The organism is Pseudomonas sp. PSKL.D1 (genome assembly GCF_028898945.1).
Taxonomy (GTDB): Bacteria; Pseudomonadota; Gammaproteobacteria; order Pseudomonadales; family Pseudomonadaceae; genus Aquipseudomonas.
Genome location: NZ_CP118607.1, coordinates 5,726,687 through 5,752,622, shown reverse-complemented (window position 1 = coordinate 5,752,622; position 25,936 = coordinate 5,726,687). Strand labels below are relative to the sequence as shown.

Genomic DNA, 25,936 nt, shown 5'->3' with positions numbered 1-25,936 from the left:
GATGTAGCAAAGGTGGCCGCAAGAAGCGGCAATGTTAAAGAGTAATGGTTGATCAGCGTTTGAGCATTGCCCGGATATCGGCCAGCGCGTTGTTGCCGCGCGCGGCCTTCACCTCGACCGGTGCATCGTCCAGGCCTTCCCAGGCCAGGTCGTCCGGTGGCAGTTCGTCGAGGAAGCGGCTGGGCGTGCAGTCGATGATTTCGCCGTACTGCTTGCGCTTGGCCGCAAAGGTGAACGCCAGGGTCTGGCGGGCTCGGGTGATGCCCACGTAAGCCAGGCGGCGTTCTTCTTCGATGGTGTCGGCCTCGATGCTCGAGCGGTGGGGGAGGATTTCCTCCTCCATGCCCATGATGAACACGTAAGGGAATTCCAGGCCCTTGGAAGCGTGCAGGGTCATCATCTGCACACCTTCGGCGTTCTCTTCCTCTTCTTGCTGGCGCTCAAGCATGTCGCGCAGCACCAGCTTGCCGATGGCGTCTTCGATGGTCATGTCACCCTCTTCGTCTTTTTCGAGGGTGTTCTTCAGCGCTTCGACCAGGAACCAGACGTTGCTGATGCGGAACTCGGCAGCCTTGTCGCTGGCGGTTTGCTGGCGAATCCAGTTTTCGTAGTCGATGTCGCGGATCATCTCGTGCAGCGCGGCAATCGGGTCTTCCAGGGCCACTTTGTGGCGCACGCCGTCGAGCCAGTGCTTGAAGCGCTGCAAGCGTTCGGTGTAGCGGGCGTCCAGATGCTCGCCAAGGCCCAGCTCTTCGCTGGCGGCGTACATCGAAATGCCGCGCTCGGTGGCGTAGTTGCCGAGCTTTTCCAGCGTGGTCGAGCCGATTTCCCGGCGTGGCACGTTGATCACCCGCAAGTAGGCGTTGTCATCGTCCGGGTTCACCAGTAGGCGCAGGTAGGCCATCAGGTCCTTCACCTCCTGACGGCCGAAGAAGCTGTTACCGCCCGATAGACGGTACGGCACCTGGTGGTGCTGCAGTTTCAGTTCGATCAGCTTGGCCTGGTAGTTGCCGCGGTAAAGGATGGCGAAATCGCTGTAGGGGCGGTTGGTGCGCAAGTGCAAGGTGAGGATTTCCATGGCCACGCGTTCGGCCTCGGCTTCCTCGTTCTTGCAGCGTATGACGCGAATCTCGTCGCCAACACCCATCTCACTCCACAGCTGCTTCTCGAAATCGTGCGGGTTGTTGGCGATCAGCACGTTGGCGCAGCGCAGAATGCGGCTGGTGGAGCGGTAGTTCTGCTCCAGCATCACCACTTTCAAAGAGGGATAGTCCTCTTTGAGCAGCATCAGGTTTTCGGGCCGAGCGCCGCGCCAGGCGTAGATCGACTGGTCATCGTCGCCTACCACGGTGAACTGGTTGCGCATGCCAATCAGCATTTTCACCAGCAGATACTGGCTGGCGTTGGTGTCCTGGTATTCGTCCACCAGCAGGTAGCGCACGCGGTTCTGCCAGCGTTCGAGCACGTCGGGGTGCTCCTGAAACAGCTTGACCGGCAGCAGGATCAGGTCGTCGAAGTCCACCGCGTTGAACGCCTTGAGCGTGCGCTGGTAGTGGGTGTAGACGATGGCGGCCGTCTGTTCGCGGGGGTTGCGCGCCTTTTCGAGTGCTTCGGCGGGCAGGATCAGGTCGTTTTTCCAGGCACCGATCATGTTCTTGATCTCGTCGATGCCGTCGTCGCCGGAATATTCCTTCTGCATGATGTCCGACAGCAGCGCCTTGATGTCGGATTCGTCGAAGATCGAGAAGCCCGGCTTGTAGCCCAGGCGCTCGTGCTCCTTGCGGATGATGTTCAGGCCCAGGTTGTGGAATGTGCACACTGTGAGGCCACGGCCTTCCCCAGGGCGCAGCAGGGTTGCCACCCGCTCCTTCATCTCGCGGGCGGCCTTGTTGGTAAAGGTCATCGCCACGATGTACTGGGCACGGATGCCGCAGTTCTGGATGAGGTGGGCAATCTTGCGGGTGATTACGCTGGTCTTGCCAGAGCCTGCACCAGCGAGCACCAAAAGAGGGCCGCCGACGTAATCACGGGCTTCCTGTTGCCTGGGGTTGAGTCGGGACATGCTAGAAACCGGGGTCACCAGAAAATAGCCGCGCATTCTAACAGGCAAGAGCGTGTTGTGGCGCGACCGTCTGACGTTTGAGTCAGACTTTTACCCGTCTTTATCATTAGTGAGGCTAATGCTATTCACGGAAAAAATCGTAATTGCCGGTTGAGCGACTTTCGCGCAGGATGCACGTCAAAATGCGTCGGGAAGCGGTGTTGGCAAGGATATGCCTAAAAGTGAAAATCATTTTCATTTATGCAGTAGCATACCCGACCCCTCTCGCTTGACCGCCCACGCCTAAGGAGCCCGCTTGTCCACGCCTGTCGAACCATTGCGTTTGCTGTTGTTGGCTGATGAGCCGGAATGGGCCGCCCTGTTGCGCGAATGCCTGATGCCGCTGGGTGGCACGGCGGTTTTGCTGACCGCGCCGAACTGGGCTGCGGTCGACAGCCTGTTCAGCCATGACCGCCAGGCCGTGGTGCTGGCAACCCCGGCCCTGCAGCCGGCACCTGGGCGTTGTGAGTTGCCGACCATCCTGCTGCTGGATGATGAACCCACGGCGCCGCCGACTGGCGTGAGCGACTGGCTGGTACGCAGCCAACTCAATGCTGATTCGTTGCGCCGCTCGCTGCGCCATGTGCGTGAGCGTGGCGTGCTGGTTGCGACCTTGCAGCGCCTGGCCGAGCAAGACCCACTGACTGGCATCGCCAATCGTCAGGGCTTTCAGGCACTGCTGACCGCACGCCTTGCCGAACATGAAGGCCGTGGAGTAGCACTCGGCCATCTGGACCTGGACAACTTCCGCCACGTTAACGACGCCTTGGGCCATCAGGGTGGTGATCGGCTTATTCTGCAGGTGGTATCGCGCCTAAAGCAGCAACTGGAGGCGGGTGATCAGCTGGCGCGCCTGGGCAGTGACGAATTTGCCTTGCTGATTGATACCCGGCGCGACCCCAACCGCGCCGAGTGGATAGCCGAGCGCATCGTCGAAGCCTTGGCCGAGCCCTACTGGATAGACGGCGAAAGCCTGCTGCTCGGTTGCAGCCTGGGCCTGGCCCATGCCCGCGCCCAGAGCGGTGCCGACCCATTGATGTGGCATGCACACATCGCCATGCGCCAGGCCAAGAGCAGCCAGGGCTGCACCTTTCATGTCTTCAACGAGCGCATCAACCGCAATGCCCGTAGTTTGGCCGACCTGGAGGGTGAGCTACGCCGGGCGCTGCGTCGTGACGAGCTGGAGTTGCACTACCAGCCACGGTTGAATCTGGCCGATGGCCGCATTGTTGGCCTGGAGGCCTTGGTGCGCTGGCGGCATGCCGAGCGCGGCCTGCTGCCGCCCAGCGAGTTCGTGCCGTTGGCCGAACAGAGTGGGTTGATTGTGCCGCTGGGCTACTGGGTTATTTCCCGCGCTCTGCGTGACATGCAGGCGTTGCGCGAAAGTGGGTTGGCGCCCTTGCACATGGCGGTAAACCTGAGCTTCCGCCAGTTTCAGGACAGCCAACTGTTGGCCACCTTGAGCCGTTTGATCATCGAGCATGGCGTGGACGCCCGCTGGCTGGAGTTCGAACTGACGGAAACGGCAGTGATGCGCCGCAACGAACTGGTGCGCCAGACCATGGATGCGCTCGGGCGCTTGGGCGTGCGTTTCTCGCTGGATGATTTCGGCACTGGCTTTTCGTCGTTCGTGCACCTGAACAGCCTGCCGATCACGTTGCTCAAGGTAGACCGCAGCTTCGTTGCCGAAATGGAGATGCGTGAAGAGAACCGTAAATTGGTGCACGCGATGATCAATCTGGCGCACAACCTCAACCTTGAGGTGGTGGCCGAAGGCGTAGAGAGCCATGAGCAGATGGCTTTGCTGCGCGAATTCGGGTGTGATCAGGTGCAGGGGTTCCTGGTCAGCAAACCCCTGCCGGTGGGGGAGTTGATGGACTACCTGATGCAGGCATCCGGGCGCAGGCTGGCCGAAGCCCTGTAGGCATTATCGCGGATGAATCCGCTCCTACACGGCCTTTGTAGGAGCGGATTCATCCGCGAGAGGCCCCCAAATCAAACCGAAACAGCCGCTCCCTCACGCACCTTCGCCTTCCCCAGCAACCGCCGCATCCGCCACTCAAAGCCAATCGTCAGCGCCACCGAAGCACAGGCCAACCCCAGCGCCAAGCCCCACCAGACGCCTACCGCACCGCCTCCCAGCGTAAACGTGAACAGCCAAGCGCTCGGCGCCCCCACCAACCAGTAGCAGCACAGCCCGATCAGGAACGTGGTCTTGGCATCCTTCAACCCACGTATCGAACCCATGGCGATGGTTTGCACCCCATCGAAAAGCTCGAACCAAGCTGCCACCATCAGCAGTTGAACGGCCAACTGGAAGATTGCCGCAAACGCCGGGTCGTCGCGGTCGATGAACAGGCCTACCAGTTCGTTGGGCAGCAACCAGAACAGCGCGGCGAAGCCGAACATGAGCACTGCGCCGAAGCCCATGCCAACCCGCCCCGCGCTACGTGCAGCCAGCAGTTTGCCCGCGCCGTAGTAAAGCCCTACGCGCATGGTCACAGCGTAAGAGAGCCCCGTCGGCACCATGAAGGCGGTGGATACGATCTGCAGGGCAATCTGGTGCGCGGCAAGCTCGGTGCTGCCAAGTACACCCATGCAAAGTGCGGCGAATGCGAACAGGCCGACTTCAACCATGTAGGTGCCCCCAATCGGCAGGCCCAACCGCCACAGCTCACGCAACGCGGGCAGGGACGGGCGCGACAACCCCTTGCGCAATGGATAGGCGTCGTAAGCCGAGTGCCAGCGTATGTATAGCGCCAAGGCAATGGCCATGCCCATCGAGACCACGGCAGTGACCATGCCGATACCCATCAGCCCAAGCTTGGGCAGGCCGAACATACCTTCGATCAGCGCATGGTTGAACAGGTAATTCAGCACGGTGCCGACCAGGCTGATGACCATCACGGGCGTCGAGCGGCCCAGGGCACTGGTGAAGCCGCGCAAAGCCATGAACGTCAGGTAGCCGGGCAGCGCCAACGGCAGCAGGGTGAGGAATTCGGCGGCGGCGCTGACGTTTTCAGGCTTTTGCCCAAACAGCAGCAACACCGGCTCCAGGTTCCACAGCGCCAGTGCCGCTACCAGTGCCAGGCCCCAGGCCAGCCACAGGCCGTTTTGTGCCAGGCGTGTCGCGCCCTCAATATCGTTGGCGCCTTTGCGAATTGCCACCAAGGTGCCTACCGCGGCAATCACGCCCAGGCAGAAAATCGACACGAACGAATAGCTGGCCGCGCCCAGCCCACCGCCGGCCAGCGCCTGCGGGCTGATGCGGGCCATCATCAGGGTGTCGGTCAGCACCATCAGCATGTGCGCCAACTGCGAGGCGATCAGCGGCCCGGCGAGGCGCAGCAAAGCCTTGAGTTCTTTGGTTGGCACGACGTGCATGTTGGCTGTCCTTCTTCCAGATCCTGTGAGCAAGGCGTGGATTCTGAGGCTTTGGTCAGCTTTGCACAAAAGGATAAAAGCGATGGTTGGCATGAGTTGAACTCATGCATGTATGATTTCCACGTTTCCCTGATTGCCCCCAAAAACATTGGTGCACCATGTCCCGTCAGCTGCCCCCGCTTTATGCGCTGCGCGCATTTGAAGCCGCCGCCCGGCTCACTTCATTCACCCGCGCCGGCGAAGAACTGTCGATTACCCAGAGCGCGGTCAGTCGGCACATCCGCACCTTGGAGGATCACTTTGCCTGCCGGCTGTTCGTGCGCAGCGGGCGTAGCCTGCAACTGACCGAAGCCGCGCGGATGCTGCTGCCTGGCGTACGGGAGGGTTTCACCGCATTGGAGCGTGCCTGCGACACCTTGCGCGGTGAAGATGACATGCTGCGCATGAAGGCCCCTTCGACCCTGACCATGCGTTGGTTGCTGGCACGCCTGAGCCGCTTTCGCCACCTGCAGCCGGGCAACGAGGTGCAGCTGACCAGCGCGTGGATGGACGTCGACCATGTGGATTTCAACCAGGAGCCTTTTGACTGCGCCGTGCTGCTCAGTGATGGCGTTTTTCCGCAGGACTGGGAAGTACGCCGGCTGTTTTCCGAGCTGTTGATCCCGGTGGGGGCGCCGGACCTGCTTGAAGACGGGCCTTTGGATGAGCGGCGGCTGGCGGGTATCGAATTGCTGCACCCCACCCCGGACAAGCGCGACTGGCGTGCCTGGCTGGAGCGCATGGGCCTCGCAGACAAGATATCGCTCAAGGGCGGGCAGGTGTTCGACACGCTGGAGCTGGGCATGATCGCGGCGGCCCGTGGTTACGGTATTTCCATGGGGGACTTGCTGATGGTTGCCGAGGACGTGGCCCAGGGCCGTTTGAGCCTGCCATGGCCAACGGCGGTGCCCAGCGGCATGGATTATTACCTGGTGTGGCCGCGCACACGGCCGGGGGGCGAGCGGTTGCGGCGGTTAAGTGCATTTTTGCAGGAAGAGGCGGCGGCGGTGGATTTGCCGGATGTGCAAGTACTGCCGGCAGTTTGATTGCCGGTACGGGCCTCATCGCGGATGAATCCGCTCCTACAGAGGTGTGCAGACCTGTAGGAGCGGATTCATCCGCGATGAGGCCCGTACTGGCACAACGCAAAGGTTTGCGTTTACCCGTGCCCGACACTCAAGTATTCCCCTGCGAAGCCGATTAATTGGCACCAGCGTCCCGCCAGAGGGCGTGTTTCACCGTCGGAGCTTCCCCCCATGTCTCAACCGCGTGCCCGCATTGCCTCGCAACTCGGTGTCGCCCTCGCCATTGTGCTGGCGCTGGTGATCACCGGCAGTACCCTGTTTGCCCTGCGCTCACTGGATGACGCCAACTTCACCACGCGCCAGCAACACCTGGCCAGCGAGGCACGTTTACTGGCCGACCAGCTGGATACGTTCCATGGCTCGCTCAAGGACAACACCCAGCGCCTGAGCGGCCTGTTCGAGCGCCGATTCGCATCGGGCCTTGCCTTGCACGCTGGCGAAACCGTACAGGTTGCCGGGCAAGCCACGCCAGCCTTGTACCTGGGCGAGCACCTGCTGAACAACGACTTCCAGCAAGTCGACGAATTCCAGCAGATGACCGCAGGCGTAGCCACCCTGTTCGTGCGCAGCGGTGACGACTTCGTGCGCATCAGCACCAGCCTCAAGAAGCAGGATGGAAGCCGCGCCATTGGTACTCAGCTCGATCGCCAGCACCCGGCCTACGCGAAACTGCTGGCCGGGCAAACCTACGTGGGCCGTGCGTTGCTGTTCGAGCGCAACTACATGACCCGCTATGTGCCCGTGAGCGACGGCAGTGGCCGGGTCATCGCCGTGCTGTTCGTCGGTTTCGATTACACCGACGCGCAGAACGCGCAGTTCAACAACCTCAAACGCTTCCGCATTGGCGAGACCGGCTCGCTGGCCTTGCGCGATGAGCGGGGCGAATGGCTGGTGCCGCCGGCCAATGCCGACCAGCCACTGTTCAGCGCCAGCGCACCCTTTGCCGAAGGCCCCTGGACAGTGGTCGCCAGCATGCCCGAAGCGGAAATCCGCGAGGTGACCTGGAGTGTCGGCCTGCGCCTGGCCATTGGCAGCCTGCTGGCGATGCTGTTGGCCGTTGTCGCCACCTTGTGGCTGCTGCGCCGCAAACTGCGCCCACTGGACGATCTGGTCCGTCAGGCCGAAGCACTGGGCGCGGGCGACCTGAGTGCACGCCTGGCCATCACCAGCCATGACGAAATTGGCCAGCTTGCACGCAGTTTCAACAAGATGGGCGAAGCGCTGGCAACCATGGTCGAGCACATTCGTGGTGCCTCCGAGCAAGTCAGCGGGCGCGCCCGTTCGCTGTCGGGCCTCTCGACCGGAGCCTGTGAAGGCATGGAGCAGCAGTCAGGTGAAATCACCAGCATGGCCGGTGCGGTGGAGGAGTTCAGCGCCACCTCGATGAACATCGCCGACAATATGGCCGGCACCGAGCGCATGGCGCGCGACAACGCGCAGCAGACGCGCATCGGCCGTACTGCGATGGACGAAGCGTCGAGTTCGCTGCGTCAGATCGCCGAGGCGCTGGGCGGCACTGCAACCGTAATGGATACCCTGGGGGCACGCTCTCAGGAAATCGGCGGCATTATCAGCGTGATCACCTCGATTGCCGAGCAGACCAACCTGCTGGCCCTGAACGCTGCCATCGAAGCGGCTCGCGCCGGTGAGCAAGGGCGCGGCTTTGCAGTGGTTGCCGATGAAGTGCGGGGTTTGGCGGCGCGTACCCGCCAAGCCACGGATGAAATCTCCGGCATGATCACCAGCATCCAGCAGCAGACGGGCCATGCCATCAACACCCTGGAGCAGGGCAACCAGCTGATGCAGGAAGGCCTGGACCGTAACGGCAAAGTGGCGGAGGCACTGGCGCGCATCGATGAGCAAAGCCGGGCGGCAGGCGAGCAGTTTGCCGTGATCAGCACCGCGACTCAGGAGCAGAGCAGCACCGCAACCGTGCTCAGCCGCAACCTGCAGAGCATTGCCCAGGCCAACAGCGAGCAGCGCGATGTGGCCAACGAGCTGGCCTTCACCGCGCGGGAGCTGGAAGGGCTGGCGGCGCAGTTGCGCCAAGAGGTAGATCGGTTCCGGGTTTGATCGCAAAAAAATCCGCTCCGTGCAGGAGCGGATTCTCTGAGGCGTCGGGCCGCCGCGGCCCCTTCAAATACCCGACAGGTTCAGCGCCTGCGCGCACCCTTGCAACGACCGCTGCTCAGTCTGCGCATACAACGCCAGCTCATCCTGCACCTGCAACCCCAACGCCGCCTCGAAGGCCTCGCGGTTGGCGTTGCTGCCATATTCCGCCTGGGCATCATCACCCAGGTTGGACTGGAAGATCCCCGCTGCGCTGACGGGCAGGAAGTCCTCGTAAACCAGTGCTTCGAAATGCACATGCCCTGCGTCGATCAGCCCTTCAAGCGTGGTTGGCCGCCCTTGCTGATCGCGCGCGGCCAGCCCCTTTTCAGTCGCGAAGTAACGGAAGTACGCCAGCCCCTGTTCGCGCATTTGCGCCAGGTCATCCGGGAACGCGGCGAAGTGTTCCTGCAGCAGGGCCATGTAGCGCTCGGCATTGGCCTCGGCTGGCGCGCTGCCCAGTGCTGCGCGGGTTGCGTCCAGCAGCTTGTCGTAGAGTTGGCGCCCCTTTGGGGTAAGGGCCGCGCCACGCTGCTCGATTTCGCCAAAGCGTGCAGTGTGGCTGCCCTCGCTGGCATTTTGATCACTGAACGCGACCTTTTCCTGCAGGGCCTTGAAGCTGGTTTGGCGCAGCAGGATCGGGTGGCGACGGGTGGGCGGGCCCTCGACCACGGCCTTCGGCGGGATGCCCTTGGCGGGCATGCCAAGCTGGATTGCATCAATGTCCAGCGTGCGTGGGGTCAGGTGGTTGATGTGCGGGCCTTGGAACGCCACCACATCGGCGATCAGGCGGTGCTGATCGTGTAGTTGCTGGTACTGATCGGCAGTCACCGTGGCATCGTGGTGCCAGCGGAAGGTGTGCAGTGCCTCTTGCACGAATGTGTCGGCATCGGCTGCGTTCAGGCCACCGTCGCGCTCGCATTGAGCAATCAGTTCGAGGGCACGGTTGGTGAATATCTTGCGCTTGGCCAGGATGCCTTGTGCGAGCTCACGCAGTTGCGGGTTGTCGATCAGCTCCAGGCGCAGCAGCGAGGTGAACACGCGGAACGGGCTGACGTGCAGCGACTGCTCGTGCACGGCTCGGAACGCCGTGGAGTGCACCGGCACGCCGGCGGAACTGAGGTCGTAGTAGCCGACTGGCTGCATGCCCATGACCGCGAACAGGCGGGCGATGGTGGCCAGTTCTTCGGCGGTACCGACGCGGATGGCACCGTGGCGCTCCTGGTCGAGGCGCTCGACTTCCCCGGTCCAGCGCAGGGCTTGGGCCACTTCAGGCTGTTGCGTCATGACCTGCTGGTTGATTTCACTCACCAGCTCCAGCAGCGTGCCGTACAGTGGCACTTCCTGTTTGTACATGAGCGACATGGCGGCAGAGAACTGCGCGCGGATGCTGTCGGGGCTGACGAAATCGTGGGCGGGCATCGCAAGCTTCCTGGTTAGGTTCGGACGATTACATGAAAGCTGGGAATGGACTATGGCCACAAGCGAAAAAAAGTAGGACTGTCATTCCTTTTATGATCGACCTTCAGGGCCTCTCGCGGCGGTCCGACGTCTCGGTAAATCCGCTCCTACATGGCCGGTGTAGGAGCGGATTTACCGAGACGTCGGACCGCCGCGATGAGGCCCTCAAACCATAAGCTGCTCGCGAACCCACCCCACCAACGCCCGCACCTTCGGCACCTCCGCCGCATGCTCGGCATAGGCAAGGTAATGCGCGCCGGCACTGCGCATTGCATGGGGCCAGGCAACCACCAAGCTCCCATCCGCCAACTCCTTCGCCACCAGATACCGAGGCACCAACGCCACCCCACACCCTGACTGGGCGGCGCTCAATGCCATGTAGAAGGTGTCGAACCTCGGCCCATGGTAGGCGCTTACACTGTGCAGCCCCAACTCCAAAAACCATTCATGCCAAGCCTCTGGCCGCGATGTGCTCTGCAACAGCACGAGTTCTGCCAGCGCTGCGGCATCTGCCAGCTCACGCCCCGCCAGCAACTCTGGTGCACACACCGGCACCACTTCTTCACGGAACAACTCCACGCACGTTGCCCCCGGCCAGGTGCCTTGCCCATAAAAGAACACCACATCCGCCGAGCCCTGCAGCAAGGCGAATGGCTCCATCTCGTTGCGAATGTCCAGGTGGATGTTCGGGTGGCGTTTGCCAAAACCCTTGAGGTGCGGAATCAGCCAGCGCACGCCAAAACTCGGCTGAGTGGCTACCTTCAATATCTCGGTCTGCTCGCCGTAGGTGAGGACGTAGCGGCTGGACATGTCCACTTGCGTGAGGATCTTGTTGACCTCGGCCAGGTACAAGCTGCCCGCAGGCGTAAGCTGCAGGCGCCTGCGGATGCGCAGGAACAAGTGGTGGCGCAGCATCTCTTCGAGCTGCGCCACCTGCTTGCTGACGGCACTCTGGGTCAGGTGCAGCTCCTCGGCGGCACGGGTAAAGCTCAGGTGGCGGGCTGCAGCTTCGAAGCACTGCAGGGCGGTCATGGACGGCACCAGGCGTTTGGTCATGGCGTTCTCAGTGGCTCAAATCATTACCTGACGGAATGATATGCGGAATAAAGGTCGTTTGTTGCACCGGTGTGATCGGATTAATACTGATCCACATCATTTTTCCACCCCATCACCCGATGTAGGAGAAGCACAAATGGTTGCTGGATTGCTCGATCGCCTTGGCGTTGCCGCCGTGGCTTACACCCAGGGCGACTACCCTGTTCACACGCCGATCGACGGCAGCCAGATCGCTACGGTGAAGCTGCTCGGCAAGGCCGAAACCACCGTCTGCATCGACCAGGCCCAGGCAGCCTTCGAAGCCTGGCGCACTGTGCCGGCTCCGCGCCGTGGCGAGCTGGTGCGTTTGTTCGGCGAAGTACTGCGTGAGCACAAAGCTGACCTTGGCGAGCTGGTTTCGATCGAAGCTGGCAAGATCACCCAGGAAGGGCTGGGCGAAGTCCAGGAAATGATCGACATCTGCGACTTTGCCGTTGGCCTTTCGCGCCAGCTGTACGGCCTGACCATCGCTTCCGAGCGCCCTGGCCACCACATGCGTGAAACCTGGCATCCGCTGGGTGTGGTCGGTGTGATCAGCGCCTTTAACTTCCCGGTTGCCGTATGGGCATGGAACACGGCGCTGGCGTTGGTGGCCGGCAACTCGGTGGTGTGGAAACCGTCCGAGAAAACCCCGTTGACCGCTTTGGCTTGCCAGGCGCTGTTCGAAAAAGCCCTGAAAGCCTTCGGCGATGCCCCGGCTGGCCTGTCGCAACTGGTGATTGGTGGCCGTGAAGCCGGTGAAGCGCTGGTTGACGACCCACGCGTTCCGCTGGTCAGCGCGACCGGTAGCACCCGCATGGGGCGTGAAGTCGGCCCGCGCGTAGCTGCACGCTTTGGCCGCAGCATCCTTGAACTGGGTGGCAACAACGCCATGATCCTGGCCCCAAGCGCAGACCTGGACCTGGCCGTGCGCGGCATCCTGTTCTCCGCTGTCGGCACCGCTGGCCAGCGCTGCACCACCCTGCGCCGCCTGATCGTGCATCGTTCGATCAAGGACGAAGTGGTTGCCCGTGTCAAAGCGGCCTACGGCAAGGTTCGCATTGGCGACCCACGCAAGGACAACCTGGTTGGCCCGCTGATCGACAAGCTGTCGTTCGACGCCATGCAAGGTGCACTGGCCAAGGCCCGCGACGAAGGCGGCCAGGTATTCGGCGGTGAGCGCCAGTTGGCCGACCAGTACCCGAACGCCTACTACGTGTCGCCAGCCATCGCCGAGATGCCGGCCCAGAGCGACGTGGTGCGCCACGAAACCTTCGCCCCGATCCTGTACGTGCTGGCCTATGACGACTTCGAAGAGGCCCTGCGCCTGAACAATGAAGTGCCGCAAGGTCTGTCGTCGTGCATCTTCACCACCGACATTCGTGAGGCTGAGCGCTTCCAGAGCGCCTCGGGCAGCGATTGCGGCATTGCCAACGTCAACATCGGCACCAGTGGCGCGGAGATTGGCGGGGCGTTTGGTGGTGAGAAAGAGACTGGCGGTGGCCGTGAGTCGGGTTCGGATGCCTGGAAGGGCTACATGCGCCGCCAGACCAACACCGTGAACTACTCGCGTGAGCTGCCGCTGGCGCAGGGTATCGTGTTCGATTGATGCTGGATGGCCGGGGGCGTTGCCCCCGGTTCGCGGGTAAACCCGCTCCTACAGGTCCTTCGCAGCGTTTGAAGGACCTGTAGGAGCGGGTTTACCCGCGATGGGCCGCATTGCGGCCCCAACAAGAACAATTTGCTGGAGCCGGCCCATGTCCGAACTGCGTCAACAATGCTTGTGGGAATTCGTCAGCACTCAGGCCGTGCCCGACCAGGCTCTGGCCGGTGAACACACGGCCGATGTCTGCGTTATTGGTGGCGGCATTACCGGCTTGTCGGCCGCGATCCATTTGCTTGAGCAGGGCAAGTCGGTGATCTTGCTCGAAGCCTGGAAAATTGGCCACGGTGGCTCCGGGCGCAACGTTGGACTGGTCAACGCCGGCACCTGGATCCGCCCTGACGATGTCGAGGCAACACTGGGCCAGAAGCAGGGCAGCCGCCTGAACAAGGTATTGGGCGAGGCCCCGGGCGAAGTGTTCGCCATGATCGAACGCCTCGGTATCGATTGCCAGGCGCAGCACAAAGGCACCCTGCACATGGCGCACAACGCCACAGGCATTGCCGACCTTGAAGCACGCCACCAACAATGGCACCGCCGGGGTGCCGATGTGGAGCTGCTGACTGGCGCCGAGTGCCAGGAGTACTGTGGCACCGACAAGATTTCTGCCGCGCTGCTTGATCGCCGCGCTGGCACTATCAACCCCATGGGTTACACGCAAGGCCTGGCTGCTGCGGTTGTGCGCCTTGGCGGCAAGCTGTTCCAGCAATCCTCGGTTGAAGGCCTTGCCCGTGAGAGCGATGGCTGGCGGGTGAAGACGGCACGTGGCTCGGTGCAGGCAGAAAAGGTGGTGATTTCCACTGGTGCCTACACCGAAGGTGACTGGAGCAACCTGCAGAAGCAGTTCTTCCGGGGTTACTACTACCAGGTTGCCTCCAAACCCTTGCAGGGCGCGGCTGCGGACAAAGTGCTGCCGCATGGCCAAGGCTCGTGGGACACCCGCACCGTGCTCAGCAGCATCCGTCGTGACGATCAGGGCCGCCTGTTGCTCGGCAGCCTTGGCCGGGTGGATAACAAACCGTCGTGGTTCGTGCGCAGCTGGGCCGACCGTATCCAGAGCCATTACTACCCGGAACTGGGCAAGGTCGAGTGGGAGATGCACTGGACGGGCTGTATCGACTTCACCCCCGACCACCTGATGCGGCTGTTCGAGCCTGCGCCGGGGTTGGTGGCGGTGACGGGGTATAACGGGCGCGGCAACACCACCGGCACCGTGATTGGCCGGGCGTTTGCCGAGTTTCTGCTGAAGGGGGAGGCGGATAGCTTACCGATCCCGTTCTCGCCGATGACAGGGGTGAGCGCACCTTCGTTGCGGACTGCATTTTATGAGTCAGGTTTTTCGCTGTATCACGCAGGCCAGTGCTTGAGGGTTGTGTTGTAACAACTGGCCTTTTCGCGGGTAAATCGCCGCTGCGATTTACCTGCGCAAAGGCCAGCACAGGCTTACTTGTGCAACCAGCTAAGAAACCCGCCCTTCTTGATCAACGCCGGCTTCTGCAACAACAACGACTCCCGGCTCTGCCGGCGGAACCGCTGCAACTTGCTCAGCGCCGTCTGCACCTCGCCACGTTGCACCAGGCAGCTTTTCACCTGTTCCTTGTCAATGCGATACAGCACACAACTGGTCAGCGTGCGGAACTCGGCGAACGAGTTGTCTTCATCGATGATGCCCTCGATCCCCAGCACCTCGCCCGGCCCCATGCGCCCGGCCTCCAGCAGCTTGTCACCATCGCGTATCGACGCTGATACCACACCGCTGCCAATCACCAACAAGTGATCGGAATGTTCGCCAATCTCCAGGATCACCTGGTCGGCCAGATACTCCACCGCAGTCATACGCTGGCTCAGTGCATCGCGCTCTTCATCGCTCAATGAGCGGAACACCCGCACCTCGTCCAGTACCTCTCGCTGACGGCTGCGTGGCGGCATCGCCAGGTCGACGTTCCACATCACCCCACTGGCCTCCAGATGGCGGTGGGCCAAGTCGAACAACTGGTTGCGGGCATCGCCCTTGGTGCCCGCGTCAGCCACAAAACCACTGGCTTCGTACTCCACCGACTCCAGTGTCGAGGCCTTCACCGTTACTTTCGGTTTGGGTGTTGCAAGGATGGCGCTGACGCCTTGCAGGGCCTTTTCCAGCGCATCGAAAACCCGTTTTGGGCGTACTTTGGCCGGAACCACCACCGTAATCGATACGCCATGCACATCCGCCGGCCGGCTGTGGTTAAGCAGCCTGGCCTTGGCCGCCACGGAGTTGGGGATCACCGCCAGGCTGCCGCTGCCGGTGAGCAGGCGTGTGGCGCGCCAGTCGATATCCAGCACCTTTCCCTCGGTGCCGTCGATGGAGATCGAGTCGCCAATCTGGTACGGCCGCGTGGTGTTCAAAACGATGCCGCTGAACACATCCGCCAAGGTGCTTTGCAGCGCCAGGCCGATGACGATGGCCATCACCCCCGACGTAGCCAGCAGGCCTTTGACCGGCAATTGCATCACGTAGCCCGCGGCGGCCACCACGGCTGCCAGGAAAATCAGCGCCCCCAGCACATCCTGCAGCAACCGCCCGCCATGACTGCCGCGCGCCACCAGCAACAGGCCGAAAACAACGGTCACTGTGCGAGCGCCGAACAACCACCACCCGATCGACAGCACGGTCGCCATCAGGTTGCGCGGCACATCATCCGGCCAGGGCGGTGGTTGCAGCGGGCTCATCCCCGCAGCCAGCAATACCCAGCTGAACAGCAGGAAGATCGCCAGCCGCGAGCCGATGCGCCAGGCGCGACGCTGGATAGGGATCAGTTGCCAGAGCACAAGGTCGAGCAGGATCAGGGTGGTACCGAGCAACAACGGGGACGACTGGATGAACGCCAGCATGGTGGTCTCGGGGTGAGGGGAGGGCTGGGGGTAGTAATAGAGCAGGTTGCTTTCGCAGGCAATGGGGCGTGCCAATCCCTATGCCATCTCATCGTTCCTAAAACAGAACGCTAAAGCCAAAAACTACTATCTACCGCTCCAAAGGTGATGGTTTTAATCTTCTCCCATCAACGCGAAACACCCAACTTACTGAAAATCAAAACCCTTAGGAGCACGACCATGACCAACTTCAAATACAACCGCCTGAACAAAGACGACGCCGCCGTACTGCTGGTTGACCACCAGGCTGGCCTGCTGTCGCTGGTGCGCGACATCGAGCCGGATGCGTTCAAGAACAACGTGCTGGCCCTGGCTGACCTGGCCAAGTTCTTCAACCTGCCGACCATTCTGACCACCAGCTTCGAGCAAGGCCCCAACGGCCCGCTGGTGCCGGAACTGAAAGAACTGTTCCCGGATGCCCCCTACATCGCCCGCCCTGGCCAGATCAACGCCTGGGACAACGAAGACTTTGTAAAAGCCGTAAAAGCCACCGGCAAGAAACAGCTGATCATCGCCGGCGTGGTGACTGAAGTGTGCGTAGCCTTCCCGGCGCTGGCGGCCCTTGAAGAAGAGTTTGACGTATTCGTGGTGACCGATGCCTCCGGCACCTTCAATGCCATGACCCGCGACGCCGCCCACGACCGCATGAGCCAGGCGGGTGCACAACTGATGACCTGGTTCGGCGTGGCCTGCGAGCTGCACCGCGACTGGCGCAACGACATCGAAGGCCTGGCCGCGCTGTGCTCCAACCACATCCCGGACTACCGCAACCTGATGACCAGCTACAACGCCTTCAACAGCAGCAAGTAAGCCGCAGCGCCCGGGCACCGGCAGTCGGTGCCCGACAACGGCAGCACACCCATTCAATCCTCCGCCCGTTCACCGTTGCACAGTGGATGCGGGCCAGCTCATCCCAAGGAACGCCGATGAACACCGCATTCCAAGACAACCGTAACGTGGTGACCCTGGTCATCCAGCACAAAGTCCGCGCCGAGTCGTTGGCGGGCTACGAAACATGGCTCAAGCGCACGGTCAGCACCGCGCGCCGGCAGCCGGGGCACCTGGACGTCAATGTGATCCGCCCTGACGACGGCGGTAGCCACTTCACTACCGTCGTGCGTTTTGCCGACGCCAGCCTGCTGCAGGCCTGGGTCAACTCGGCTGAGCGCCAGGCGCTGGTCGACGAGGTGCTGCCGCTGCTTGAGGGCGGTGACAACACCCAGGTGCATGATGACCCGGAGTTCTGGTTCACCCCGCCGAGTGTCAGCGGTGCGCAACCTCCACGTTGGAAGCAGGCATTGCTGACTTACCTGGTGATCTGCCCCATGACCATGATCATCCCGCAATTGCTGGCGCCGTTTTTTGCCCGCTTCCCGCAGCTGGGTGGGGTGATCACCAGCAACCTGATCGTCAACCTGTTCGTCATCCTGCCCGTGGTGTTCTTCATCATGCCTTGGGTAACCCGTCGCTGCGCCAACTGGCTGCGTGGCTGAACTTCGCTTACCACCACATTTCATTTTCAAGGAGATACCGATATGAGCACGCTCGTTACCCGTGATGGCACTTCGATTTATTACAAGGATTGGGGCAGCGGCAAGCCCGTACTGTTCAGCCACGGCTGGCCACTGGACGCCGACATGTGGGATTCGCAGATGGAGTACCTGGCCAGCCGTGGCTACCGTGCCATTGCCTTTGACCGCCGTGGCTTTGGCCGCTCCGACCAGCCGTGGACCGGTTATGACTACGACACCTTTGCCGACGACATCGCCCAACTGATCGAACACCTCGACCTGCGCGAAGTTACCCTGGTCGGTTTTTCCATGGGCGGCGGTGATGTCAGCCGCTACATCGCCCGCCATGGCAGCGAGCGCGTGGCCGGTTTGGTGCTGTTGGGCGCAGTGACGCCGGTGTTCGGCAAGCGCGAAGACAACCCCGATGGCGTCGATACTTCAGTATTCGACGGCATCAAGGCCGGCCTGCGTGCGGATCGCGCGCAGTTCATTGCCGACTTTGCCGCGCCGTTCTATGGCATCAACCATGGCCAGCAAGTGTCCCAGGGCGTACAGGCCCAGACGCTGAACATTGCGCTGATGGCCTCGATCAAAGGCACGCTGGATTGCGTTACAGCGTTTTCCGAAACCGACTTCCGCCCGGATATGGCGAAGATCGATGTACCGACCTTGGTGATCCACGGTGACGACGACCAGATCGTGCCGTTCGAGACTACCGGCAAGCGGGCAGCAGAGCTGATCCGCGGGGCAGAGCTGAAAGTGTACAGCGGGGCGCCGCACGGGTTTGCGGTAACCCATGCACAGCAGCTGAACGAGGATTTGCTGGCGTTCCTGCAACGCTGACCGGGTGAGGCCTTCGCGGGTGCCAGACCGCCCGCGAAGAAGCCAGACCTGCTCTAACCTTCACCCACCGCACATTCATGCAATCCACAGCCCGGCCCCACCGGCATGCTTCGCAGTTGCCCCTGCCGCACTAGACGGAGAACCCCATGTCCCAGGACCCGAACGACAAGACCCGTCGCCAGTTCCTCGCCACCAGCACCGTACTCGGTGCCGCTGGTGCGCTCTGGTCGGCATTGCCTTTCACCGGCGCCACCGGCTCCGCCCACGCATCCACCCAAGGAGGTTCCATGACCGCCGACCTGATCCTGTTCAACGGCAAACTGCACACGGTCGACCGTGAAAAGCCCACGGCCACCGCCGTGGCCATCAAGGATGGCCGCTTCATTGCCGTTGGCAACGACGCCGAGGCCATGGCCCACAAGGGCAGCGCGACCCAGATCATCGACCTCAAGCAGCGCACGGTAATCCCGGGCCTGAACGACTCCCACCTGCACCTGATTCGGGGCGGCCTTAACTACAACCTGGAACTGCGTTGGGAAGGCGTGCCCTCTGTGGCCGACGCCCTGCGCATGCTCAAGGACCAGGCTGCACGCACGCCAACCCCGCAGTGGGTACGCGTGGTCGGTGGCTGGAACGAATTCCAGTTCGCTGAAAAGCGCATGCCTACCCTGGAAGAAATCAACCAGGCGGCACCTGATACCCCGGTGTTCCTGCTGCACCTGTATGACCGCGCACTGCTCAACCGCGCCGCGCTCAAGGCTGTGGGCTACACCAAGGAAACGCCGAACCCGCCGGGTGGTGAAATCCAGCGCGACAAGATGGGCAACCCAACCGGCATGCTGATCGCACGCCCCAACGCGATGATTCTCTACGCCACTTTGGCCAAGGGGCCGAAGCTGCCGCTGGAGTACCAGGTCAACTCCACCCGCCAGTTCATGCGCGAGCTGAACCGCCTGGGCCTGACCAGCGCCATCGACGCTGGCGGCGGTTACCAGAACTTCCCTGACGACTATTCGGTGATCCAGGAGCTGGCCGACAACAACCAGCTGACCGTACGCATCGCCTATAACCTGTTCACCCAGAAGCCCAAGGAAGAGCTGGACGACTTCAAAAAGTGGACCTCCAGCGTCAAGCTGCACAGCGGCACCGACTTCCTGCGCCACAATGGCGCCGGCGAAATGCTGGTGTTCTCTGCCGCCGACTTCGAGGACTTCCTCGAACCGCGCCCGGACTTGCCACAAACCATGGAAGAAGAGCTGGAACCGGTGGTACGCCACCTGGTTGAACAGCGCTGGCCGTTCCGCCTGCACGCGACGTACAACGAGTCGATCACGCGCATGCTCGACGTGTTCGAGAAGGTCAACCGCGATATCCCGTTCAACGGCCTGCCGTGGTTCTTCGACCACGCCGAAACCATCACCCCGCAGAACATTGAGCGCGTGCGTGCACTGGGCGGCGGTATTGCGATCCAGGACCGTATGGCCTTCCAGGGCGAGTATTTCGTCGACCGCTACGGCGCCAAGGCGGCCGAACAGACCCCACCGATCAAGCGCATGCTGGAAATGGGTGTGCCTGTTGGTGCCGGTACCGACGCCACTCGTGTATCCAGCTATAACCCGTGGACGTCGCTGTACTGGCTGGTCAGCGGCAAGACCGTCGGCGGCATGGAGCTGTACCCGGAAGGCCTGGATCGCGACACCGCACTGCAGTTGTTCACCCAAGGCAGCGCCTGGTTCTCCAGTGAGCAGGGCAAGAAGGGGCAGATCAAGGTTGGCCAGCTGGCCGACCTGGCAGCCTTGTCGCTGGACTTCTTCAGCATCGATGAAGAGGCGATCAAAGGCATCGAGTCGGTACTGACCATCGTTGATGGCAAGGTGGTGTATGCAGCAGGCGAGTTCGACCGCCTCGGCCCACCACAGGTACCAGTACTGCCGGAATGGTCTCCGGTGACCAAGGTGCCCGGCCACTGGCGTGTAGGTACTCCGTCGCTGGCTGCGGTGGCGCACCAGTGCGTGGGGCCTTGCGGCGTGCATGCCCACAGCCATGAGAAGGCGCGGCATTCGAGTGTGCCGGTGAATGACTTCCAGGGTTTCTGGGGTGCTTTGGGTTGCTCTTGCTTCGCGTTTTGACGTGATGTGCCCCGCTCCTGCGCCATACGTGCAGGAGCGGGGATACGGCTTGCTGCCCGAAACGGGCAGCACAGGCTTACATCAATGCTTCGCCCCCGCCAACAGATGCCGAATCTGCACCGGCACCCCTTCACTCTGGAACATTCTCACCCGCGCTTCGATCTTCAACTCGCCCCGCGTCACACGATGGTGATGCCGCAAGTGTTCAAGCCAGGACTCCTCGAAAAAGAATTCCAGCCACAGCGCCGGGTCTGAACTGTCGCGCATCAACCCCCACGACAGCGCACCATTGCGCTTGCGCATGGCCTCCAGCTCCTGTGCGGCTTGCTGAAATGCCTCGGCTTTGGCTGGCTCGATGTGGTACTCCACCGTGATCATCACGGGCCCGGCTTCCTTGTCCATGTCGTCGTTCAGCACCGGTACTGGCCAATGCAGTGAAGGCGTCAGCTCTTCGGCCTCGGTTTCCGGCAATGCCACTTTGCATGTCAGCAGCGTGCCCAGCGCCAACCCCCCGGCTGCCAACAAAAGGCTCAAGGTGATCGAGGCATGGCTGGCCAGCGTGCCCCAAAGCAGCCCGCCGGCCGCCATGGCGCCGAAGAAAATCAGGATGTACACCGACAGCGCCCGCGCCCGCACCCAAGCGGGTACCGAAGTTTGCGCTGCCACCTGCAGGTTGGACAGCACGGCAATCCAGGCTGCGCCGCTCAGCAGCATGGCCGGCAACAGCACATAGAAGTTGCGCACCAGCGCCAGGGCCAGCAGGAAGGCGGCGTACAACAGGCTGGCCAGCATCACCAGGCGATCGCGGCTGATGCGTTCGCGCAAGCGCGGCAGCAAGGTGGCTCCGGCTACCGCACCGATGCCGATGGCGGCCAGCAACAGGCCAAAGTCCGCAGCCGAGCCGTGCATCTCACCTCGTACGATCAGTGGCAGCAGCGAAGTGCCCGCACTGGCGCAAAGGAAGAACGCCAACGCCCGCAACAGCACGGCCTGCAAGGGTTTGGAGCTACGCGCGAAACGCAGGCCGGTACGCATTGCCCCCATGAAACGTTCAGCTGGCAGCAACGGCTCTTTTACTTCGCGCTTCCACAAGAACAGCACCAGGATCACCCCGGCGAACGAGACGGCGTTGAGGGCGAAGGTGAGCCACGGCCCCACCAGGCTCACCACCACGCCTGCCAAGGCCGGGCCGATTGCCCGTGAAACGTTGATGCCTACACTGGAAATGGCCACCGCATTGGGCAGGTCTTCCTTGCCAACCAGCTCCGGCGTCAGTGCGCTCCAGGCGGGCATCATCAATGCGGTGCCAACCCCCAAGGCCAAGGTCAGTACCAGTAGCAGGGTGACGTTCATCAGCCCGAGCAGGGTCAGCGAAGCCAGCACCACGGCCACAGCTGACATCCATAGCTGCACCATCAGCAGATAACGGCGTTTGTCGACGATGTCCGCCGCTGCGCCGGCGGGCAATGCCAGGAAGAACATCGGCAGCGAACCCGCTACCTGAATCAGCGCAACGTGCAGGGGGCTGGCCGACAACGTGGTCATCAGCCAGCCGGCGCCGACCTCGTGCATCCAGGTGCCGATGTTGGAGGCGATGGTGGCGATCCACAGCATGCGGAAGGTGGTGTTGCGCAAGGGGCTCCAGGCGCCTGAAGGGGAGGTGCTCATGTCAGAAGCTGCCTTTGAGTGGGTATTCGATGATCAGGTAGATGCGGTCGATGTCATCGCCTGCCTGGGTGGTGTTGGCGCGGTGGCTGACGTGGGAGAACGACAGGCTGAGGTCTTTGGCGGCGCCGGACTGCACCACGTATTTCAGGTCGATGTCGCGTTCCCAGTGGCGCCCGCCCTGGCCTTGCTGGCCCGCATAGGCACCATCAGCTGGCGCATGGCTGCCATTGATGCCGCTGCCTTTTACGTAACGGCCCATCAGGCTCAGGCCCGGCAGCCCGAGGGTGGCGAAATCGAGGTCGTAGCGCAGTTGCCACGAGCGTTCGCCGGGGCCGTTGAAGTCGGCGTACTTGATCGAGTTGGCGAGGTAGATGGAGTCGCCGCCGACGAAGTCGAACGGGGTATCGCCTTCAACCTTCTGGTAGGCCAGGGTTAAGGCTTGGGCGCCCAGCCGGTATTTGGCCAGCAGGCTGTAGGCGAGGGTGTCGATGGCCCCGGCGCTGGCGTTGCCGGTATCACGGGTTTGGTAGAGGTTGCCGTCCAGGCGCCAGTTGCCTTCGTTGAAGTTGAGGTTCAAGTAGGCTTGGCGCCAGGTGTCCTGCAATTGCCCGGCGTACAGCGCGCCGCCGAAGGGGCCGGCGGGGGTAAAAGTGGCCCCGGCCAGGCTGATGGCGCGGCCATGGGTGGTGGCGCCGTAGCCGCCGAAGTCGTCGTGGGTCGAGCTGTTGTCCTGGTTGTTGAACGCGGTGAAACGCCCGGCCTGCAGGCGCCAGTCGGGCAGGTCGGTGTTCTCCAGGAACCACCCGGTGGCGTATTCGGGATGCAGGCGTTTGTCGCCTGTATCAAACACTGGCGTTTCCACGGTCATTTCGCCGTAGTGCAGTTCGGTGTTGCCCAAGCGTAGCTTGATGGCCGCGCCGGCGCTGGAATAGTCCGATTCGGCACGGCCGTCACTGTCGCGTGGTAGTAAGCCGGTGCCCGCGTGGCCACGGCCTCCGTCGAGCTTGAGGCCCAGGAAACCGTGGGCATCGATGCCCAGGCCGAGGGTGCCTTCGGTGAAGCCGGAACGGACCTCGCCGATGAAGCCTTGGGCCCATTCCTGGCGGTAGTTCTGGCCGTCTCCCGAGCGGAAGTCGCTGTGCAGGAAGTAGTTGCGGCTGAGCAATGACCAGCCGGGTTCGTCTGCCTGGCTGAAGGCCGGGCAGAGGGCGAGGGCGGCGAGCAGGCCGGGCGTGGCGCGAATCATGAGGGCTCCGGGGGCTATGATCCGGCACTGTGCAGTAAGGCAAGGGCAGGGTCTTGTAAAGGTGTGCTGGCGGTGGATGTTGTGGGAGCGGCCTTGTGTCGCGAAAGGGTCGCGTAGCGGCCCCAGGATTTCAGCTTCGCAACTGATATTGCCGGGGCTGCCCTGCAGCCCTTTCGCGACACAAGGCCGCTCCTGCACAGCGATAGCCTGCAGCTGCATCTCATGCCATGTCGCTGATGGCGAACTCCTCGGCCAAGTGGTCGATCAACGAACGCACCGACGGCAGCAGCCCCCGCCGTGACGGGAAGATCGCATGCACGATGCCGCAACGCGGGTGCCAGTCTGGTATCAACTCCACCAGCCGCCCCGCTGCGAGGTCTTCACGTACCGCCACCCGCGGAAGGTGCGCAATGCCAACACCTGCCACCACAAAATGGCGCAGGGCGAACAGGTCGTCGGTGACCATGCGCGGGGTGTGCGGGATGACGATGCTGCGGCTGGTGTCTTCGCCCTGGAACAGCTCCCACTGGTACTCGCGCTGCGCGCTGCCCCAATGCACGCTGGGCAGCGTGCCCAGCAACTGGGGGTCGAAACCTTTGGGTAGTTGCTCGAGGTACTGGGGTTGGCCAACCAGGCATTGGGTGCTGTTACTCAGCACCTTCATCACCATGTCGGTGTTCTCCAGCGGCGGGAAGCGCACGCGCAGCGCCACGTCGAAGCCTTCATGCAGCAAGTCGACGCGGCGGTTGGTGCTCTCGATGAACAGCTCCACTTGCGGGTACTTGAGCATGTAGCGGGTCAGCATCGGGCCGACCCACGAATTCAGCAGGGTGGTCGGGCAACTGATGCGCACCAGCCCACGCGGCTCGCTGCGGTTGCGCTCGATGATCTCCGCTGCGCCTTCGGCTTCTACCCGCATGGCCAGGCAGCGGTTGTAGTAGGCCTGGCCAATTTCGGTGAGCGAACAATGCCGGCTGGTGCGGTTGAGCAGGCGCACGCCCAGGCGTTCTTCAAGGTCGGCGATGCGCCGGCTGAGCTTGGACTTGGGCATGTCCAGCGCACGCCCGGCCGGTGCGAAGCCGCCGTGTTCCACAACTTGGGTGAAGAAGTAGAGGGAGTTCAGGTCTTCCAATGATCGTTCTCCAAATGGAACGCTAAAGGCGATTTTCGCAGTCTAGTGCATCAAAGGTGATGATTTTAATCTGTGCCCATCAACGCGAAACACCCCGAAATGCTGAAAAATTCATAACCCTTAGGAGCACAGACCATGAGCAAATTCACCTACAACCGCCTGAACAAAGACGATGCAGCCGTACTGCTGGTTGACCACCAGGCTGGCCTGCTGTCGCTGGTGCGCGACATCGAGCCGGACAAGTTCAAGAACAACGTGCTGGCCCTGGCGGACCTGGCCAAGTTCTTCAACCTGCCGACCATCCTCACCACCAGCTTCGAGCAAGGCCCCAACGGCCCGCTGGTGCCGGAACTGAAAGCCCTGTTCCCGGATGCCCCGTACATCGCCCGCCCAGGCCAGATCAATGCTTGGGACAACGAAGATTTCGTCAAGGCCGTGAAGGCCACCGGCAAGAAGCAGCTGATCATCGCCGGCGTGGTGACTGAAGTCTGCGTTGCCTTCCCGGCACTGTCGGCACTGGAAGAAGAGTTTGACGTGTTCGTGGTGACCGATGCTTCCGGTACCTTCAACGAAATGACCCGCGACGCTGCCCACGACCGCATGAGCCAGGCGGGTGCACAACTGATGACCTGGTTTGGCGTGGCCTGCGAGCTGCATCGTGACTGGCGCAACGACATCGAAGGCCTGGCGGCACTGTGCTCCAACCACATTCCGGATTATCGGAACCTGATTACCAGCTATGGCGCGCTGACTGCGGGCAAGTAACACTAGGTAACTCGATGGATGGCCACCTTTGGCGGCCATGGTTGACTTGGTTGAGGAGTGTTGTTAGCGTTTTATCTGAGCGCGAAACCAGCTGTCATTTGGCGGCAAAAGCTGGCGTAGGAACCCCGTCGATGGCCGAATCATCAGCGTAGGGTGAGACCTCCACACCCCGGCTTGAGGGTGTGTATATGAATATCAAGCACGACTATGAGGCCACTGGTGACAGTGGCCTTTTTCTTTGCGTTCCAGAAACGTGTAGCGTCTATAGAGCAACTTTCCGTGACGATGCTTGTTTAGCGCTTTCGCGTCGCATTGCATGAAATTCCACAGCGCTCTGCCGCTGCTGAGTGTGACGACCACCAGCATTTGTCGCTTGGTCTCGTAAACACCTATGAAGGCCAGTCTGAACGTCTCATTGGTGTAGGCAACTTCCCACACTTCGAAGGGCCCGATCAGCGTATCCAGTGCAACCTTTACATAGCGTTCCCTCGCGTCCTGTCTTTTCTCGACGATGTGATGAATGCAACTGCGTTGAATGCCAACATCGCCCATTGGTGTTTTAACGGTCACCGAATCAATGTCGGCTTCATTCAAACCCAAATGCAGTGCACTGAGTTCCACTGCTGCGCCCAGCGATTCTGCAGCAGCCAGTTCCTCGACAGAAAGGGCGCGCATTTCGCGTACAAGTGATCTGAGATCGGGCAATTGCTGATCGTGCCAAGTGCTTTGACCTTTCTTTTCTGAGGCGTTTCGGGATGAGGTGGAGGTGATCAATCAGATACCTGGCTTGGAACGGCATCGCTGGCGCGACGTTAG

Annotated in this window: 19 protein-coding genes and 1 pseudogene; 11 read left to right on the top strand and 9 right to left on the bottom strand. The window is 61.9% G+C overall.

Annotated elements, in window-relative coordinates; genetic code table 11:
- Positions 1-52 precede the first annotated feature (52 nt).
- Complete coding sequence (gene rep / locus PVV54_RS25875; RefSeq protein ID WP_274907910.1) at positions 53-2,062, bottom strand: DNA helicase Rep; 2,010 nt, start codon at positions 2,060-2,062, stop codon at positions 53-55.
- Positions 2,063-2,357: 295 nt separating this feature from the next.
- Here rep and PVV54_RS25870 point away from each other — a divergent pair, with 295 nt between their 5' ends.
- Positions 2,358-4,025 carry a putative bifunctional diguanylate cyclase/phosphodiesterase gene (locus tag PVV54_RS25870; protein ID WP_274907909.1) on the top strand — a complete coding sequence of 556 codons (1,668 nt, stop codon included), beginning with the start codon at positions 2,358-2,360 and terminating at the stop codon, positions 4,023-4,025.
- Between the two features lie 71 nt (positions 4,026-4,096).
- On the opposite strand, the gene PVV54_RS25865 is transcribed toward PVV54_RS25870, so the two are convergent.
- Positions 4,097-5,485, bottom strand: a complete 1,389-nt coding sequence (locus PVV54_RS25865; RefSeq protein WP_274907908.1) for a NorM family multidrug efflux MATE transporter — start codon at positions 5,483-5,485, stop codon at positions 4,097-4,099.
- A 158-nt stretch (positions 5,486-5,643) separates the two neighbouring features.
- Here PVV54_RS25865 and PVV54_RS25860 point away from each other — a divergent pair, with 158 nt between their 5' ends.
- The 3 genes and pseudogenes from PVV54_RS25860 (at position 5,644) to PVV54_RS26685 (ending at position 8,682) form a co-directional block, all read left to right on the top strand.
- Positions 5,644-6,570, top strand: a complete 927-nt coding sequence (locus tag PVV54_RS25860) for a LysR substrate-binding domain-containing protein (protein WP_274907907.1) — start codon at positions 5,644-5,646, stop codon at positions 6,568-6,570.
- A gap of 210 nt (positions 6,571-6,780) precedes the next feature.
- A pseudogene (locus PVV54_RS26690) lies at positions 6,781-7,821 on the top strand (Cache 3/Cache 2 fusion domain-containing protein); the annotation flags it as partial.
- Positions 7,819-8,682 (top strand): methyl-accepting chemotaxis protein, encoded by an 864-nt coding sequence (locus PVV54_RS26685; protein WP_446731483.1) that lies wholly within the window; start codon positions 7,819-7,821, stop codon positions 8,680-8,682. The pseudogene PVV54_RS26690 and the gene PVV54_RS26685, both read left to right, overlap by 3 nt.
- Before the next feature lie 63 nt (positions 8,683-8,745).
- Here PVV54_RS26685 and hglS read toward each other — a convergent pair whose 3' ends face one another.
- Entirely contained in the window at positions 8,746-10,140 is a 1,395-nt protein-coding gene (hglS, locus tag PVV54_RS25850) for a 2-oxoadipate dioxygenase/decarboxylase HglS (protein ID WP_274907905.1), read from the bottom strand.
- Between the two features lie 204 nt (positions 10,141-10,344).
- The gene (locus PVV54_RS25845; RefSeq protein WP_274907904.1) at positions 10,345-11,235 is read right to left on the bottom strand and encodes a LysR family transcriptional regulator; all 891 of its coding nucleotides are present in this window, start codon (positions 11,233-11,235) and stop codon (positions 10,345-10,347) included.
- Positions 11,236-11,371: 136 nt separating this feature from the next.
- Between PVV54_RS25845 and amaB the strand changes: the two genes are divergently transcribed.
- Both amaB and amaA read left to right on the top strand, forming a co-directional pair.
- Positions 11,372-12,862: an L-piperidine-6-carboxylate dehydrogenase gene (amaB, locus tag PVV54_RS25840; protein ID WP_274907903.1), complete on the top strand. Its 1,491-nt coding sequence runs from the start codon at positions 11,372-11,374 to the stop codon at positions 12,860-12,862.
- Between the two features lie 148 nt (positions 12,863-13,010).
- Entirely contained in the window at positions 13,011-14,297 is a 1,287-nt protein-coding gene (gene amaA, locus PVV54_RS25835; protein ID WP_274907902.1) for an L-pipecolate oxidase, read from the top strand.
- A gap of 62 nt (positions 14,298-14,359) precedes the next feature.
- Here amaA and PVV54_RS25830 read toward each other — a convergent pair whose 3' ends face one another.
- Positions 14,360-15,787, bottom strand: a complete 1,428-nt coding sequence (locus PVV54_RS25830; RefSeq protein WP_274910503.1) for a mechanosensitive ion channel family protein — start codon at positions 15,785-15,787, stop codon at positions 14,360-14,362.
- A 219-nt stretch (positions 15,788-16,006) separates the two neighbouring features.
- Here PVV54_RS25830 and ycaC (PVV54_RS25825) point away from each other — a divergent pair, with 219 nt between their 5' ends.
- From ycaC (PVV54_RS25825) to PVV54_RS25810, 4 genes are all read left to right on the top strand, one after another.
- On the top strand, positions 16,007-16,636 hold the full coding sequence (gene ycaC, locus PVV54_RS25825; RefSeq protein ID WP_274907901.1) for an isochorismate family cysteine hydrolase YcaC: 630 nt from the start codon (positions 16,007-16,009) through the stop codon (positions 16,634-16,636).
- 116 nt (positions 16,637-16,752) lie between these two features.
- Positions 16,753-17,319, top strand: a complete 567-nt coding sequence (locus tag PVV54_RS25820) for an antibiotic biosynthesis monooxygenase (RefSeq protein WP_274907900.1) — start codon at positions 16,753-16,755, stop codon at positions 17,317-17,319.
- Positions 17,320-17,361: 42 nt separating this feature from the next.
- On the top strand, positions 17,362-18,180 hold the full coding sequence (locus tag PVV54_RS25815; RefSeq protein ID WP_274907899.1) for an alpha/beta fold hydrolase: 819 nt from the start codon (positions 17,362-17,364) through the stop codon (positions 18,178-18,180).
- 287 nt (positions 18,181-18,467) lie between these two features.
- Entirely contained in the window at positions 18,468-20,309 is a 1,842-nt protein-coding gene (locus PVV54_RS25810; protein WP_274910502.1) for an amidohydrolase, read from the top strand.
- Positions 20,310-20,390: 81 nt separating this feature from the next.
- On the opposite strand, the gene PVV54_RS25805 is transcribed toward PVV54_RS25810, so the two are convergent.
- The 3 genes from PVV54_RS25805 to PVV54_RS25795 all read right to left on the bottom strand — a co-directional run bounded on the left by PVV54_RS25805 (position 20,391) and on the right by PVV54_RS25795 (position 24,355).
- Entirely contained in the window at positions 20,391-21,977 is a 1,587-nt protein-coding gene (locus PVV54_RS25805) for an MFS transporter (protein WP_274907898.1), read from the bottom strand.
- A 1-nt stretch (position 21,978) separates the two neighbouring features.
- Complete coding sequence (locus PVV54_RS25800; RefSeq protein ID WP_274907897.1) at positions 21,979-23,223, bottom strand: OprD family porin; 1,245 nt, start codon at positions 23,221-23,223, stop codon at positions 21,979-21,981.
- Positions 23,224-23,443: 220 nt separating this feature from the next.
- Positions 23,444-24,355, bottom strand: coding sequence for a LysR substrate-binding domain-containing protein (locus PVV54_RS25795; protein WP_274907896.1), 912 nt, complete (start codon positions 24,353-24,355; stop codon positions 23,444-23,446).
- Between the two features lie 135 nt (positions 24,356-24,490).
- Between PVV54_RS25795 and ycaC (PVV54_RS25790) the strand changes: the two genes are divergently transcribed.
- Complete coding sequence (ycaC, locus tag PVV54_RS25790) at positions 24,491-25,120, top strand: isochorismate family cysteine hydrolase YcaC (RefSeq protein ID WP_274907895.1); 630 nt, start codon at positions 24,491-24,493, stop codon at positions 25,118-25,120.
- 195 nt (positions 25,121-25,315) lie between these two features.
- On the opposite strand, the gene PVV54_RS25785 is transcribed toward ycaC (PVV54_RS25790), so the two are convergent.
- Entirely contained in the window at positions 25,316-25,894 is a 579-nt protein-coding gene (locus tag PVV54_RS25785; RefSeq protein ID WP_274907894.1) for a PBECR2 nuclease fold domain-containing protein, read from the bottom strand.
- Between the last annotated feature and the right edge of the window lie 42 nt (positions 25,895-25,936).

What these genes read in the sequence shown, in the direction of transcription:
- PVV54_RS25820 (WP_274907900.1), top strand. Translation starts at nt 16,753, where the DNA reads ATGAACACCGCATTCCAAGACAACCGTAACGTGGTGACCCTGGTCATC.
- PVV54_RS25810 (WP_274910502.1), top strand. Translation starts at nt 18,468, where the DNA reads ATGACCGCCGACCTGATCCTGTTCAACGGCAAACTGCACACGGTCGAC.
- PVV54_RS25805 (WP_274907898.1), bottom strand. Translation starts at nt 21,977, where the DNA reads ATGAGCACCTCCCCTTCAGGCGCCTGGAGCCCCTTGCGCAACACCACC.
- amaA (WP_274907902.1), top strand. Translation starts at nt 13,011, where the DNA reads ATGTCCGAACTGCGTCAACAATGCTTGTGGGAATTCGTCAGCACTCAG.
- hglS (WP_274907905.1), bottom strand. Translation starts at nt 10,140, where the DNA reads ATGCCCGCCCACGATTTCGTCAGCCCCGACAGCATCCGCGCGCAGTTC.
- ycaC (WP_274907895.1), top strand. Translation starts at nt 24,491, where the DNA reads ATGAGCAAATTCACCTACAACCGCCTGAACAAAGACGATGCAGCCGTA.
- amaB (WP_274907903.1), top strand. Translation starts at nt 11,372, where the DNA reads ATGGTTGCTGGATTGCTCGATCGCCTTGGCGTTGCCGCCGTGGCTTAC.
- PVV54_RS25800 (WP_274907897.1), bottom strand. Translation starts at nt 23,223, where the DNA reads ATGATTCGCGCCACGCCCGGCCTGCTCGCCGCCCTCGCCCTCTGCCCG.
- ycaC (WP_274907901.1), top strand. Translation starts at nt 16,007, where the DNA reads ATGACCAACTTCAAATACAACCGCCTGAACAAAGACGACGCCGCCGTA.
- rep (WP_274907910.1), bottom strand. Translation starts at nt 2,062, where the DNA reads ATGTCCCGACTCAACCCCAGGCAACAGGAAGCCCGTGATTACGTCGGC.
- PVV54_RS25860 (WP_274907907.1), top strand. Translation starts at nt 5,644, where the DNA reads ATGTCCCGTCAGCTGCCCCCGCTTTATGCGCTGCGCGCATTTGAAGCC.
- PVV54_RS25845 (WP_274907904.1), bottom strand. Translation starts at nt 11,235, where the DNA reads ATGACCAAACGCCTGGTGCCGTCCATGACCGCCCTGCAGTGCTTCGAA.
- PVV54_RS25865 (WP_274907908.1), bottom strand. Translation starts at nt 5,485, where the DNA reads ATGCACGTCGTGCCAACCAAAGAACTCAAGGCTTTGCTGCGCCTCGCC.
- PVV54_RS26685 (WP_446731483.1), top strand. Translation starts at nt 7,819, where the DNA reads ATGGGCGAAGCGCTGGCAACCATGGTCGAGCACATTCGTGGTGCCTCC.
- PVV54_RS25815 (WP_274907899.1), top strand. Translation starts at nt 17,362, where the DNA reads ATGAGCACGCTCGTTACCCGTGATGGCACTTCGATTTATTACAAGGAT.
- PVV54_RS25830 (WP_274910503.1), bottom strand. Translation starts at nt 15,787, where the DNA reads ATGCTGGCGTTCATCCAGTCGTCCCCGTTGTTGCTCGGTACCACCCTG.